Below are 13,322 nucleotides of genomic sequence, written 5' to 3' on the forward strand. Positions count from 1 at the left end.
GCGTTTTGCGCCCCTCCAGGTACGCAAAACGCGCACGACGGCGAAGCCCTACAGCATGCAGGAAACGCAGCCCTCGACCTCGGTGCCCTCGAGGGCCATCTGACGCAGACGGATGTAGTACAGCGTCTTGATGCCCTTACGCCATGCGTAGATCTGCGCGCGGTTGATGTCGCGGGTGGTGGCCGTGTCCTTGAAGAACAGCGTCAAGGACAGGCCCTGATCGACGTGTTGCGTTGCGGCAGCGTAGGTATCGATGATCTTCTCGTAGCCGATCTCGTACGCATCCTGGTAGTAATCCAGGTTGTCGTTATCGAGATACGGTGCCGGGTAGTAGACGCGGCCGATCTTGCCTTCCTTGCGGATCTCGATCTTCGACGCCACCGGGTGAATCGACGAGGTGGAGTTGTTGATGTACGAGATCGAGCCGGTCGGCGGAACGGCCTGCAGGTTCTGGTTGTAGATTCCGTACTCCTGCACCGACGCCTTCAGTGCGGCCCAGTCGGCCTGGGTCGGGATGGCGACGTCGGAGTCGGCGAACAACTTCGCGACCTTCGGTGTCGCAGGCTCCCACACCTGGTCGGTGTACTTGTCGAAGAACTCTCCCGACGCGTACTTGGAATCCGGGAAACCCTTGAAGTACTGGCCGCGAGCCTTGGCCAGCTGATTCGACGCCTGGATGGCGTGGAACAACACCGTGTAGAAGTAGATGTTGGTGAAGTCGATTCCCTCGGTCGAGCCGTAGTGAATGCGCTCGCGGGCGAGGTAGCCGTGCAGGTTCATCTGACCCAGGCCGATCGCGTGAGAGTCGTTGTTGCCCTGCTCGATCGACGGTACCGAGAAGATGTGGGTCTGATCCGACACCGCAGTCAGACCACGGATCGCCACCGCGATGGTCTTACCGAAATCGGGCGAATCCATCGTCTTGGCAATGTTCAGCGAGCCCAGGTTGCACGAGATGTCCTTGCCCACATGGCTGTACGAGAGGTCGTCGTTGAACGTCGACGGCGTCGAGACCTGGAGAATCTCCGAGCACAGGTTGGAGTGAGTGATCTTGCCCTTCACCGGGTTCGCACGATTGACGGTGTCCTCGTACATGATGTACGGGTAGCCGGACTCGAACTGCAGCTCGGCGAGGGTCTGGAAGAATTCACGCGACTTGATCTTGGTCTTGCGAATCCTCTTGTCGTCGACCATCTCGTAGTACTTCTCCGAGACGTTGATGTCGGCGAACGGCACTCCGTAGATGCGCTCGACGTCGTACGGCGAGAACAGGTACATGTCCTCGTTCTTCTTCGCCAGCTCGAACGTGATGTCCGGGATGACGATTCCGAGGGACAGCGTCTTGATGCGGATCTTTTCGTCGGCGTTCTCACGCTTGGTGTCGAGGAACTTGTACACATCGGGGTGGTGCGCGTGCAGGTACACCGCGCCCGCGCCCTGGCGTGCCCCGAGCTGGTTGGCGTACGAGAACGAATCCTCGAGCAGCTTCATGATCGGGATGACACCGGACGACTGGTTCTCGATCCGCTTGATCGGCGCACCTGCTTCGCGAATGTTGCTCAGCAGCAATGCAACTCCGCCGCCGCGCTTGGACAGCTGCAACGCGGAGTTGATGGATCGTCCGATGGACTCCATGTTGTCTTCGATACGGAGCAGGAAGCACGAGACGGGCTCGCCGCGCTGCTTCTTGCCCGAGTTGAGGAAGGTGGGCGTCGCGGGCTGGAATCGGCCGGCGATGATCTCGTCCACGAGATCGGTAGCCAGGGCTTCGTCACCGGCCGCCAGCGTCAATGCCACCATGCACACACGGTCCTCGAAGCGTTCGAGGTAGCGCTTACCGTCGAACGTCTTGAGCGTGTAGGAGGTGTAGTACTTGAACGCACCGAGGAAGGTCGGGAATCGAAACTTCTTCGAGTACGCGTGGTTGATCAGGAACTTCACGAACTCACGCGAGTACTGGTCCAGAACCTCGGGCTCGTAGTAGTTCTCCTCGACCAGGTAGTCCAGCTTCTCGTCCAGGTCGTGGAAGAACACGGTGTTCTGGTTGACGTGCTGCAGGAAGTACTGATTGGCGGCTTCGCGGTCCTTCTCGAACTGGATCTCACCGTTGGGCCCGTAGAGATTGAGCATCGCGTTGAGCGCGTGATAGTCCATGTCACCGTCGCTGCGAACGGTCGCGGGTGCGGGTGCTGCGTCGGTGATGGTCGGTGCCACGGCGGTGCTCCTACTGGTCTGTGGTGGTTGATGCTCAGTGCGTGTGGGCAGCGCGACGGACTTCCCGTTCCCAGAAGTCTTCGAGTCCCTCACGGACTCGCACTACGTCCTCGGGGGTGCCCATCAATTCGAAGCGGTAGAGATACGGAACCGCGCATTTCTGCGAGATGACGTCTCCGGCAAAGCAAAAGGAGTCACCGAAATTGGTGTTTCCGGCAGCGATGACGGCTCTGATCAACGATCGATTGTGCTTGTCGTTGAGAAACTTGATCACACGCTTGGGGACGTAGTTGGTGTCGCGGCCGGCGTACGTCGTTCCTCCGCCGTACGTCGGCACGATCAGGACGTAGGGAGAGTCGACGCGAAACGTGCCGTCCGGATCTCGTAAGGGAATGCGCGTCGCGGGGATATCCAACTTCGATACGAAACGGTGCGTGTTCTCCGACGCGCTGGAGAAGTAGACGAGTGAGTTCGAGGACTGCTGTTGTGAACTCACCGCTCACTCACTTTCTCGATCTGTTCAAGCAGCGTTCGTCGCGAGGGTCTTGATGCGATCCGGGCGGAAACCGGACCAGTGGTCGTCACCGGCGACGACGACGGGGGCCTGCAGGTAACCGAGCGCCATGACGTAGTCACGTGCCTCGGGGTCCTGCGAGATGTCGATGACGGAGTACTCGATACCCGCTTTGTCGAGGGCGCGGTAGGTGGCATTGCACTGGACGCAGGCGGGCTTGGTGTAAACGGTGATGCTCATGGTGTCCCTCTTTCCGTTGTCGCCGTCGGGTGCACCGATGGCGACGATGTGCTCTGCGTGTGGCACCGAGAACATCTCCCGCTCAGGGCGACTGCGACCTGCTCGAACCCACGTCGTTCGGGCTCTTCGAGTTGTGGTCTCTCGGCGGGTCAAACACTACACCTAGTGCTCCCCATCTGCCTAGAACACGAGATGTTGCGAACAACATGCGTGGTATTCGCTGGTCACGGCCGTGCGACCGACGCTCGTCCACTCCACATCGGCGTGTCGGACGTCACAAAACGAGGTGTCTTTCGTCACTACCGACCGTCGCCCCGACAGTGACGAACACCGAAGACACCCGCGCACGACGACGGCCCCTCGGAATTGCTCCGAGGGGCCGTCACGTGGATCACGCGAGCGTCAGCGTTGACGCGCCTTGAACCGCGGCTCCTTCTTGTTGATCACGAACACGACCCCATGGCGGCGAACCACCTGGGCGCCAGGCTTGTTCTTGAGCGATTTCAGAGAATTTCTCACCTTCATGAGACCAGGCTACATGAAAACGATTCCCGATACCATCAAGCGGTCACGCGCTGACGAGTTCCTTCGACGCCTTGACCAACTCGGCCACGACATGGCCGATCTCACCGGACACCTCGGCGTTCTCACGCGGGTGAGCGGTCCCGAACTTGTCGATGGTGCCGCCGATGGAGAGCTGGACGTCCTCGAGTACGGATCCGCCGGCGATGCGGACGGCCTTGCTCGTGTCCTCGTGGGCCCACTTGGCCCCGTTGCCGCTCGGCGATGCGCTGATGACCACGACCGGCTTGCCCACCATGGCACCGGCACCATAGGGACGTGAGAGCCAGTCGATGGCGTTCTTCAGCACGGCCGGAATGGTGCCGTTGTATTCGGGCGTGACCAACAGCAGCGCAGAAGCCTTCTCGGCAGCGGCGCGCAGAGCGAGGGCGGCCGCAGGCACGGAGCCGTCGACGTCGATGTCCTCGTTGTAGAAGGGAACGTCGCCCAGCCCGTCGTAGACCACGATCTCGGCATCGGCCGGTGCGACGGTGACTGCAGTCTCGGCAATCTGCTTGTTCACCGATTCGGCGCGCAGGCTTCCGACGAGAACGAGTACGTGTGCGTCTGACATGAAATCTTCCTTCGAAAGTTCGGATGACGTGATCGTCGTGTCAATTCATACCATCCAAACGGACCGCGGTCCACTTGTATTCCTCAGCGAGGTACCCTGAACAGGTGACCGGTCCGATGCTGCCCGTAGTAGGCGAAGACTCCGAACGCTGTGACGCTGCCCGCAACCGCCGGCTGCTCCTCGACGCGGCGACGGAGCTGGTGGCGACCCTCGGTGCCGACGCCGTCACCATGGAGGCCGTGGCAACGAGGGCCGGCGTCGGCAAAGGCACCGTGTTCCGACGCTTCGGCAACCGCGCCGGGTTGATGCGAGCCCTGTTGGATCACACCGAGAAGATGTTGCAGAGCTCGTTCATGTTCGGCGAACCACCGCTCGGGCCCGGTGCCGATCCCATCGACCGCCTCGTCGCGTTCGGTCGGGCACGGCTGGAATTCGTCAGGGTTCAGGGTGAGGTGCTGCGCGCCGCGGAAAGCTCGGCCGACGCTCGGTATTCGGCTCCGGCGCACATGGTCAATTTCACACACGTTCTGTCTTTGCTCCGTGCAGCCGGCGTGGAGGGAGACCTGGAACTTCTCACCTACTGGCTGCTCACCCCCCTGGAAGCCACGTTGGTGCTGCACCAGTACCGAGACCTCGGAATGACGATGGATCGTCTGGCCGACGGGTGGGAAGATCTGGTGCGCAGAGCAACTCGCGTCCCATAGCGGTTGTCGGTCACGTCGCGAGGATCGACAGTGCCGCCGAATGCAAGGCAGTTCCGTACGAACGGCCGTGTCCGGCCGCATGTACGGCCAGAGGATGCAACTGGTGGAGGGCGGTTCGGTCGCGCCACCCCGTCCGCAGCGGGTGCACGGACTCGTAGCCGTCGACCATGGCGTCCAGATGAGGACAGCCGAACAGTGTCGCCATCGCCAGATCCGTTTCGCGATGGCCGCCGTGTGCCGCGGGATCGATCAGCACGACACCCGCATCGGTCCAGAAGACGTTGCCGTTCCACAGGTCTCCGTGGATTCGACTGGGCGGTTCATCATCGTCGAACTCGCCGTCCGCCACCCGCTCGCACGCCGCCTCGACGGTCGCCGCCTCGGACTGCGTCACGTTTCCGGCGTCGACCGCGATCCGCAGAAACGGCAGCACTCGCTCGGCGGCGTAGAACGAACCCCACGTGGCGTGGACAGTGTTGGTCATGGGCCGCGAGCCGATGAACAACTGCCCGGGAAACGGTGTGCCGTCCGGGCGATTCGGCGGAGCCCCGAATCCGGCCGCGCCGCCCTCGTGCATCCGGGCCAGTGCGCGCCCGAATCGACGGGCCGCGATCTCGGTGGGACGGGCGGCCGTCAACCGCTCGAGTTCGATGAACGTCGGTCCGCGATCGAGAACACCGACGACAGGCACCCCTGTCTCACCGAGCCACGCGAGTCCCGTCGCCTCGGCCTCGAAGAAGTCCGGGTGCGCGCGGGTATCTCGCTTGACGAAGGTATCCGTGGATCCGCTCACGTCGAACGACACTACGCATCCTTCTCGACCCGAACGCGTACCCGCACTCGTCATTAGGATGATCGGATGGGACACATCAACTCGGAATTGCGCTCCGGAATCATGCGTGAGCTGGCGGTACAGTCGACCATCGATCCGGTGACGGAGGTCCGCAGGCGCGTGGACTTCCTCAAGGAGTACCTCGCGTCGACATCGGCCTCCGGTTTCGTACTCGGGATCAGCGGCGGACAGGACAGCACGCTCACCGGCAAGCTCGCACAGCGGGCGGTGACCGAACTACGAGCCGACGGGCACGAGGCCGAATTCGTCGCCGTACGGCTCCCCTACGGAGTGCAGGCCGACGAGGACGACGCGGCGATCGCACTGAAGTTCATCGATCCCGACCGCACGGTGACGGTGAACATCAAGGAGGCCTCCGATGCCGCAGCAGCTGCGACCGCCGAGGCTCTGGGAACCGGCGAGGTCCGAGATTTCGTGCGCGGCAACATCAAAGCTCGCCAACGCATGGTCGCCCAGTACGCGATCGCCGGCGAACTCGGATACGTCGTCGTCGGCACCGATCACGCGGCCGAGGCGGTCACCGGCTTCTTCACCAAGTTCGGCGACGGCGGGGTGGATCTGACGCCACTGACCGGCCTGACCAAACGACAAGGCGCTGCGCTGCTGCGCGAGCTCGGTGCGCCCGAAAGTACCTGGCGCAAAGTCCCCACCGCGGATCTCGAAGACGATCGACCGGCTCTGCCCGACGAGGAAGCACTCGGCGTCACATACGAGCAGATCGACGACTACCTCGAAGGCAAAGACGTCACCGAGGAAGTGGCCGACAAACTCGAGAAGATGTTCGCCGCGACGCGGCACAAGCGAACCGTTCCAGTGACACCGTTCGACGATTGGTGGAAGAACGGTCACTGACCGACCTTCGTCGGCGGCGATCGGTGACGATCAGCCGCCGGCGAACGGCGGCAGTACGTCGACTCTGCTGCCTACGGACCGCCCCAGATCGCGGGTCAACTCGTCTCCGACCAGATACGCCGACACCCGCAGAATCGGTTCCATCGGGGCTCCGTACCGAGAACGGATGGCCTCGCGCAATTCTCCCAGCGTCGCACCGGCCGGCAGAGTGAGGTGTTCCGACTCGCAGCCGGACGCGTCGACGGCGGCTGCGAAGTACCGCACCTCCACCTGCATCGTTCGACTACCGGTCGTGCTGGGCTGTGTCTCAACCACCGATTGCTCCCATACTGCGGGTCGGTGGCACGAAGCCCTCGGCGTCGATACCGTGCCCGGCCCATTTGTTCCACATGGCTCCGCGCCATACTGCTGCCAACTCGTCATCGGTGGCACCGCCCCGCAGCGCCGCGCGAAGATCCGTCTCGTCGTCACTGAACAGGCAGGACCTCATGGTCCCCTCGGCAGTGAGCCTCGTGCGATCACAGTCGCCGCAGAACGAGCGCGTGACGGACGCGATGATTCCCACGGTCGCCTCCGTGCCGTCCACGCTCCATTCCTCGGCGGGAGCGGACGGATCGGCGCGACCCACTTCACGTAGATCGAAAGCAGTGGACAGCTCGTCGAGCAACGTCTGGGCGTCGATCATGTTGTTGCGGGCCCATTCGTGATCGGCGTCGAGTGGCATCTGCTCGATGAATCGAAGCGCGACCCCCTCGTCCAGACACCACCGGAGCAGATCCACGGACCCGGAAAGGGTGTCTCGCATCAGTACGGCATTGACCTTCACCGGACCGATGCCCGCCTTCTTGGCCGCCCGGATGCCGGCCAGCACCGACGGCAGACGATCGCGTCGAGTCAAGCGCGCGAACTGTTCACGATCGACCGAGTCCAACGACACGTTGACGCGCGTCAGACCGGCCTCGGCGAGGGCCTGCGCACGATGTTCGAGACCGACGGCATTGGTGGTCATGGACAACGGCACGCCGTCCGCCACAGCGGAGCACGAACGAAGGATCTCGTCCAGATCTCGACGCATAAGAGGCTCGCCGCCGGTGAAACGCACGTCGCGTATTCCCAACAGGCGCACGGCAACCGAGACGACCCGAGCGATCTCGCCAGCGGTCAGCAGGTCGGCTGTGGGGATTGCCGGCAGCCCCTCCTCCGGCATGCAGTACGTGCACCGCAGCGAGCACTTCTCGGTGATCGAGATGCGCAGATCGCGTGCCACCCGCCCGAATCGATCGATCAGATGCGGCACGTCGGGACGATCGTCGACCGGGCCGAACGACGACCCCGAGGAAGCTGAACCTATACGTGGGATCCCGAGGGACGTGACACTGTCCACCGTCACCTCACACCTCGAATCCGTCTGTTCCTGCATGTCTCACATCGGCTTGTCTACCCAGTATGCCGCAGCCCACACGCGCCCGTCGTGTCGGCGTGCCTAGGATTGGCAGCCATGACGGCTGAGCACACTCGAGCGATCACCGGACCTGCACTGTGAGCGCCGTATCCGTCGAGGAGCACGCAGCAGCGATCGAGTCGCTGCTCGCAGACTTGGGCACCCGAGCAGCCCAACGAGTGCCGCTGACCGACGCACTGGGGCGGGTGGCATTCCACGACGTGACCTCCCCCGTCGATCTACCTCTGTTCCGAAATTCGCAGATGGACGGTTATGCGGTCGATTCTCGCTCGGTGCAGTCTGCGCCCGTGACGCTTCCGGTGTCGACGATCATCGCTGCCGGACCCACCCGACCCTCGACGCTGACGCCCGGTAGCGCAGCCAAGATCATGACCGGCGCACCGATACCCGACGGAGCGGACGCCATCGTCCCCGTGGAGGACACCACGGTGACCACCGCAGGTGCGGTGACCGTCGAACGAGCCCGCGTCGCAGGCGAATTCGTGCGCGAACAGGGAAGCGACGTACGCGCGGGAACGATCCTGATCGACGCGGGCAGAGTGCTCGAGCCCCGGCACATCTCGGTTCTCGCCGCCGTCGGACTGGCCACCGTCGACGTACGGTCGCGTCCTCGGGTGGCCGTGGTGACCACCGGAGCAGAGTTGGCCGACGCAGGCGAGACGCTCTCGCCCGGTCAGATCTTCGACTCGAACGGCATCACTCTTGCCGCGCACCTGCGCGCGAGCGGTGCCGACGTGGTCACCGTCGCACGCAGCACCGACGATCCGGAACGCTTCCGAAGCATCCTCACCTCCGCAGCCGCATCGGCGGAGCTCATCATCACCTCCGGTGGAGTGTCGATGGGCGACTTCGAGGTGGTCAAGGACGTTCTCGCGCCGCTGGGTGGACAGTTCGGATCGGTTCGGATGCAACCGGGTGGACCGCAGGGCATCACGATGTTCGACGGCACTCCGGTCCTGAGTTTCCCCGGCAACCCCGTCAGCACCGTGGTGTCGTACATCATGTTCGCGCGCAACATCGTTCGGCGATCGGCCGGCCTGCCATCGGTCTTGTCGGGCCCTGCGACTCTGTTCCAGTCGATCACCTCGCCGCCGGGCAGGCGTCAACTGCTCCGCGGGAAATTGCGTGACGACGGCCGGGTCGAACTGGTCGCCGGACCGGGGTCCCACCTGGTGGCCGCACTGGCGTGGGCCGACGTGCTCATCGACATCGCCGCCGAGACAACCGAACTCGCCGCAGGATCACCCGTGGAGGTATGGCCGCTGTGACCACCGAAGTTCCGCAGAACCCCCTGTCGCACCTGGACGACGAGGGCCGTGCCCGCATGGTCGATGTGGCGCACAAGAAAGAGACCTCCCGAACGGCTGTGGCGGCCGGCGAGTTCGTCACCACGCCCGAGGTCATCGGGTTGGTGCAGGCGGACGGCATGCCGAAGGCCGATGTCCTGGCGACCGCTCGGATCGCCGGTATCTCGGCTGCCAAGCGCACGTCCGACCTGATTCCGCTGTGCCATCAGCTCGCGCTCTCGTCGGTCAAGATCTCCTTCGGATTCACCGACACCTCGATCACGGTCGAGGCCACCGCGCGCACGACCGGTAGGACCGGCGTCGAGATGGAAGCCCTCACCGCCGTCGCGGTTGCCGGGTTGACTCTGCACGACATGGTCAAGGCGGTCGACCCGGGTGCGACGATGAACGGCGTCCGGCTGATCACCAAAGACGGTGGTAAGCACGGGCATTGGCAGCGTGATGCAAAGGCGACCGCCCCCGACGACGACGCTCGGCCGTCGGAGGGGACGAAGTCGGCGGTCGTGCTCGTGGCCTCCACCGGCGGTGCTCGCGGGACCCGCCCGGACACCACCGGCCCGTCCATCGCATCCTGGCTGACCGATCGGGGCTTCGCGGTGCGCGGCCCGCTGGTGTACGCCGATGCCGACATCGAGGCTGGGCTGCGCGACTCGCTACGCGGCGAGCCGTCGCTGATCATCTCGACCGGCGGAACCGGCGTCTCCCCTACCGATGCAACTCCGGAGGCCACGGCGGCACTGCTCGACATCGAGATGCCAGGAATAGCAGACCAGATCCGCACCAAGGGAACCTCCGCGACGCCGCACGCGGTGCTGAGTCGCGGGGTGTCCGGGTTGATCGGACGTACCCTCGTCGTCAACTTGCCCGGATCACCGGGAGGCGTGAAAGACGGCTTGGCCGTTCTCGATCCGCTCCTCGACCATGTACTCGCCCAGATCTCAGGAGGAGGACCCCACGATGACTGAACTCGTCGCCCGCATCTCGAACGAGCCGCTGACGACCGCCGAAGTGGAAGCCGCGGTACAGGATTCGCACCACGGTGCCGTGGTGCTGTTCAGCGGAATCGTTCGTGACCACGACGGTGGCCACGCCGTGGAAACTCTCGAATACCGCGCCCACCCCGATGCGGAACGCTTCTTGAGCCGATGCTGCTCGGAGGTCTCGTCCGAAACCGGTCTTGCGGTCGCTGCCGTGCATCGCGTCGGGGACTTGCGGGTCGGCGATCTCGCGCTCGTGGCCGCAGTCGGATCGGCTCATCGCGCCGAGGCGTTCGAGGCGTGCGCCCGACTGGTCGAACGCATCAAGGCCGAGGTACCCATCTGGAAACGGCAGGGCTTCGAAGGCGGGCGCACCGAATGGGTCGGACTGTAGAAGACCTACGCCGGCTCGAGGTATCGATGGACCGGCAACATGGCCGAGGCGTCGACTGCGTCGTCAGGGCCGCGCACGCAGGCCCGCAGTCGATGTTCGACCGCGTCCGCATCGAGTTCGGTGCCGATCAGCACCAGTGATGTCTGCTGGGCTTCACCCCGTGACCACGCTGCACTCTCGAACCGGATGTGTCGCCCCACCGTCTGCACGATGAACTTCTGCTGGTGTCCCGGCAGGTCGAAATGCACGACACCCTTGATGCGGTAGAGGTTTCCGGTCGGGTTCTCGAGAAAATCGATCAGCCGACGCGGCTCCATCGCTGCTGTGCTGACGAACTCGGTATGCGAGTACTGCGCATGCAGGTGTCGGTGGTGTCCGTGCTCGTGGCAGCTGTCGTCGTCGAGGTGCTCGCGGAGAAGTTCGTCGAAGGACAATTGCACGGGTAGTGCGGATTCGACCGGCCCGTTCTGGGGCCGGTCGAACAACAACAGAGGATCGACGCGTCCGAACGACACAGCTGCGACAGGGACGTCGCCGACAATGGACCGAACCGTCGACACCACCGCAGAGCGCTCCGAATCCTCGACGGCGTCGGACTTGTTCAATAGCACCAGATCCGCCAATTGCAGATGCTGATCGATTTCGGGATGCAGGGTGCGGGTATCCGCGAATTCGACCGCGTCGACGACTCCCACCAATCCGCCGTACACGATGAACTCGTTCTCGCTACCGCGCACCATTCGAATGAGATTCCGTGGCTCCGCCAATCCGCTGGCCTCCACCACGATCACGTCTATGGGCGAGCGGCGGTGTGCCAGCGCATCGAACATCGCGTCCATGTCAGTGATGTCCACCGCACAGCAGATGCATCCGTTGCCCAGTGACACCATCGAATCGACCTGTCCTGCAACGAGCATGGAATCGATGTTGATCGCACCGAAATCGTTGACCACGACGCCGATCCGAATTCCCGCATCGTTGCGCAACAGATGATTGAGCAGAGTGGTCTTGCCTGCACCCAGAAAGCCGGCAACGATCACCACCGGAATTCGTCGACGCGCCACGCCGGTCGAGACTACCGGGCGGCGAGAATTCGATTCAGGAGGCCTCGAGCGAAGGTGGAGACGCTGCTGACGTTCTCGTCGGTCACCAATCCCTTCAACCCGTCGACACCGAACGATTCGACATACGGCGAGACGCTTTCGAGCAGTCGAGACAAGGCACTACGACCCGCTACGGACGTCGACGTAGCTGTGGGGACAGTCGCGCTCGTCGGTGTCGGCGCAGAGGCGGTGGAAACTGCGACGCCCGGCGACGAGGCAGCCTCGGCTCCGAGAAGATAGTCGATGATGCCGGTGGAGATGGCGATCGCATGCTTCACCTGACCGTCCGAGCCCTCGAGCACCGCCGCGTCGTCCGGGTTGGAACCATTGCCCATCTCGACGAACACCAACGGAACAGTCGTCAGTGCGGGCCCCGCGACGTCGGATCGTTCCTGGATCCCGCCGACGACGCCCGAGTAATTGGCGGGATCGAACCCGGCGCGAACGTAGGAATCTCTCATCAGCTTCGAGGCCGAGCGCCCGCCCTCGGACTGAGCCGCATCGGCCGCCGCATTCGGAATCGGCAGTGTCGGCACGATCAGATGGAATCCGTGCTTGTCGGTGTCGGTCGTCGTGCTCGTCGAGTCCGCATGAATGCTGACGGCCACATCGGCTCCGGACGCGCTGGCAGCGCGAGCCCGATCGTCGACGCACCCGCCCCACCCGGTGTCGTCGACGCGGCTGGTCTTCACCGTCGCACCGAGACTCTCCAGACTGGACCGAACCAGCTCCGAGACCTTCCAGTTGATGGTGTGCTCCGGCACCCCGTCCACCGTGGTCATGCCCGTGGTCTGGCAATCCTTGGTACCGCCGCGCCCGTCGTCGACCTGCCGTTGCAGATTCTCCGAGTGAGCTGTGCCCTGGTGACCCGGATCGAGGAAGACCGTCTTTCCCGTCAACTCTCGTCCGGCCGATTCCGTGCCGGGTGTCGCCGACGGCGCAGTGGCGGGCGCGGACGGGTCGGCCGATACCGGTGCGCCGACGAGCGCTCCAGCACCTAGTAGACCTGCGCACATCAGCGTTACCGCAGCCGACCCGGCTGTTCGTGAAGATTTCATCGACTCGTGGGCGCTCCGGTGGAGCCGGTCGCGCCACTCCCCTCTCGGCACCTCGGACGCCGTCGAGCCACGCGGTTCCCATTGGCATCAGGAGCTACCGTGCGTCACAACAGACACTTGCTGCTCGAGTGAACCAGAAATCGAACCATTCGAGTCCCTGATCGAATTTCGTTAGCCAAAGGAGTGCATTTCGTGATCGATTCGTTGCGATCTGCCCAGCCTTCTCATGTTTCCCACGACGGCGACACAAGTGCCGCGAAACTCCGAAATCGGCCGCCGGCTCGAACCGACCCCGAGAACGGATTTCCTATGAATACCGGACAGTTTGTCTTTGTTCATCGCGACAGCTATCCCTCGCACTGCGCACACACTTAATGCCTGCGCCACGTCGGTTTCGACGAATACATCTGCAGATTCTGTGGCAATGCTGCGAAACCGGTAACAATCGATCGGCCAGCATGGATATACACATTGTTCGGCCGTATAGTCGACACAGTTCGATCTGGACA

The 13,322-nt window shown here is 63.5% G+C and carries 15 protein-coding genes; 5 read left to right on the forward strand and 10 right to left on the reverse strand.

Annotated elements, in window-relative coordinates:
• Positions 1–48: 48 nt before the first annotated feature.
• From nrdE to ASH04_RS17525, 5 genes are all read right to left on the reverse strand, one after another.
• Entirely contained in the window at positions 49–2,214 is a 2,166-nt protein-coding gene (gene nrdE / locus ASH04_RS17505) for a class 1b ribonucleoside-diphosphate reductase subunit alpha (protein WP_032370748.1), read from the reverse strand.
• Positions 2,215–2,248: 34 nt separating this feature from the next.
• A complete protein-coding gene (gene nrdI, locus ASH04_RS17510) occupies positions 2,249–2,710 on the reverse strand; it encodes a class Ib ribonucleoside-diphosphate reductase assembly flavoprotein NrdI (RefSeq protein ID WP_027496602.1) in 462 nt (153 codons plus the stop codon).
• Between the two features lie 24 nt (positions 2,711–2,734).
• Complete coding sequence (locus ASH04_RS17515; RefSeq protein ID WP_027496601.1) at positions 2,735–2,968, reverse strand: redoxin NrdH; 234 nt, start codon at positions 2,966–2,968, stop codon at positions 2,735–2,737.
• A 402-nt stretch (positions 2,969–3,370) separates the two neighbouring features.
• Positions 3,371–3,493 (reverse strand): type B 50S ribosomal protein L36, encoded by a 123-nt coding sequence (gene ykgO, locus ASH04_RS17520; RefSeq protein ID WP_027496600.1) that lies wholly within the window; start codon positions 3,491–3,493, stop codon positions 3,371–3,373.
• Between the two features lie 43 nt (positions 3,494–3,536).
• Positions 3,537–4,103: an NAD(P)H-dependent oxidoreductase gene (locus tag ASH04_RS17525; protein ID WP_032366346.1), complete on the reverse strand. Its 567-nt coding sequence runs from the start codon at positions 4,101–4,103 to the stop codon at positions 3,537–3,539.
• 104 nt (positions 4,104–4,207) lie between these two features.
• Here ASH04_RS17525 and ASH04_RS17530 point away from each other — a divergent pair, with 104 nt between their 5' ends.
• A complete protein-coding gene (locus tag ASH04_RS17530) occupies positions 4,208–4,807 on the forward strand; it encodes a TetR/AcrR family transcriptional regulator (protein ID WP_027496598.1) in 600 nt (199 codons plus the stop codon).
• Positions 4,808–4,817: 10 nt separating this feature from the next.
• Here ASH04_RS17530 and ASH04_RS17535 read toward each other — a convergent pair whose 3' ends face one another.
• Positions 4,818–5,600 (reverse strand): fructosamine kinase family protein, encoded by a 783-nt coding sequence (locus ASH04_RS17535; protein ID WP_057474182.1) that lies wholly within the window; start codon positions 5,598–5,600, stop codon positions 4,818–4,820.
• A 66-nt stretch (positions 5,601–5,666) separates the two neighbouring features.
• On the opposite strand from ASH04_RS17535, the gene nadE reads away from it, so the two are divergent.
• Positions 5,667–6,512 (forward strand): ammonia-dependent NAD(+) synthetase, encoded by an 846-nt coding sequence (nadE, locus tag ASH04_RS17540; RefSeq protein ID WP_057474117.1) that lies wholly within the window; start codon positions 5,667–5,669, stop codon positions 6,510–6,512.
• A 30-nt stretch (positions 6,513–6,542) separates the two neighbouring features.
• Here nadE and ASH04_RS17545 read toward each other — a convergent pair whose 3' ends face one another.
• Both ASH04_RS17545 and moaA read right to left on the reverse strand, forming a co-directional pair.
• The gene (locus ASH04_RS17545) at positions 6,543–6,788 is read right to left on the reverse strand and encodes a MoaD/ThiS family protein (protein WP_027496595.1); all 246 of its coding nucleotides are present in this window, start codon (positions 6,786–6,788) and stop codon (positions 6,543–6,545) included.
• Positions 6,789–6,819: 31 nt separating this feature from the next.
• Positions 6,820–7,902, reverse strand: a complete 1,083-nt coding sequence (gene moaA / locus ASH04_RS17550; RefSeq protein WP_442971200.1) for a GTP 3',8-cyclase MoaA — start codon at positions 7,900–7,902, stop codon at positions 6,820–6,822.
• A gap of 149 nt (positions 7,903–8,051) precedes the next feature.
• Between moaA and ASH04_RS17555 the strand changes: the two genes are divergently transcribed.
• The 3 genes from ASH04_RS17555 to ASH04_RS17565 are packed head-to-tail and all read left to right on the forward strand — an operon-like array spanning position 8,052 to position 10,652.
• Positions 8,052–9,242: a molybdopterin molybdotransferase MoeA gene (locus ASH04_RS17555; protein ID WP_057474119.1), complete on the forward strand. Its 1,191-nt coding sequence runs from the start codon at positions 8,052–8,054 to the stop codon at positions 9,240–9,242.
• A complete protein-coding gene (gene moaCB / locus ASH04_RS17560; protein ID WP_027496592.1) occupies positions 9,239–10,246 on the forward strand; it encodes a bifunctional molybdenum cofactor biosynthesis protein MoaC/MoaB in 1,008 nt (335 codons plus the stop codon). Before ASH04_RS17555 ends, moaCB begins: the two co-directional genes overlap by 4 nt.
• Entirely contained in the window at positions 10,239–10,652 is a 414-nt protein-coding gene (locus ASH04_RS17565) for a molybdenum cofactor biosynthesis protein MoaE (RefSeq protein WP_027496591.1), read from the forward strand. Before moaCB ends, ASH04_RS17565 begins: the two co-directional genes overlap by 8 nt.
• 5 nt (positions 10,653–10,657) lie before the next feature.
• Here the strand turns inward: ASH04_RS17565 and ASH04_RS17570 are convergent, their stop codons facing one another.
• Together ASH04_RS17570 and ASH04_RS17575 are read right to left on the reverse strand one after the other, a co-directional pair.
• Positions 10,658–11,716, reverse strand: a complete 1,059-nt coding sequence (locus tag ASH04_RS17570; RefSeq protein WP_057474120.1) for a CobW family GTP-binding protein — start codon at positions 11,714–11,716, stop codon at positions 10,658–10,660.
• Positions 11,717–11,727: 11 nt separating this feature from the next.
• Positions 11,728–12,771 (reverse strand): N-acetylmuramoyl-L-alanine amidase, encoded by a 1,044-nt coding sequence (locus ASH04_RS17575; protein WP_057474121.1) that lies wholly within the window; start codon positions 12,769–12,771, stop codon positions 11,728–11,730.
• Positions 12,772–13,322: the final 551 nt, after the last annotated feature.

Origin of the sequence: Rhodococcus sp. Leaf233, assembly GCF_001426165.1 — a bacterium.
Classification (GTDB): domain Bacteria; phylum Actinomycetota; class Actinomycetes; order Mycobacteriales; family Mycobacteriaceae; genus Rhodococcoides; species Rhodococcoides fascians.

Bases quoted from the DNA above. Each gene is read 5' to 3' on its own strand.
- ASH04_RS17515 (WP_027496601.1), bottom strand. From the start codon at position 2,968: ATGAGCATCACCGTTTACACCAAGCCCGCCTGCGTCCAGTGCAATGCC.
- ykgO (WP_027496600.1), bottom strand. From the start codon at position 3,493: ATGAAGGTGAGAAATTCTCTGAAATCGCTCAAGAACAAGCCTGGCGCC.
- ASH04_RS17525 (WP_032366346.1), bottom strand. From the start codon at position 4,103: ATGTCAGACGCACACGTACTCGTTCTCGTCGGAAGCCTGCGCGCCGAA.
- nadE (WP_057474117.1), top strand. From the start codon at position 5,667: ATGGGACACATCAACTCGGAATTGCGCTCCGGAATCATGCGTGAGCTG.
- ASH04_RS17545 (WP_027496595.1), bottom strand. From the start codon at position 6,788: ATGCAGGTGGAGGTGCGGTACTTCGCAGCCGCCGTCGACGCGTCCGGC.
- ASH04_RS17565 (WP_027496591.1), top strand. From the start codon at position 10,239: ATGACTGAACTCGTCGCCCGCATCTCGAACGAGCCGCTGACGACCGCC.
- ASH04_RS17575 (WP_057474121.1), bottom strand. From the start codon at position 12,771: ATGTGCGCAGGTCTACTAGGTGCTGGAGCGCTCGTCGGCGCACCGGTA.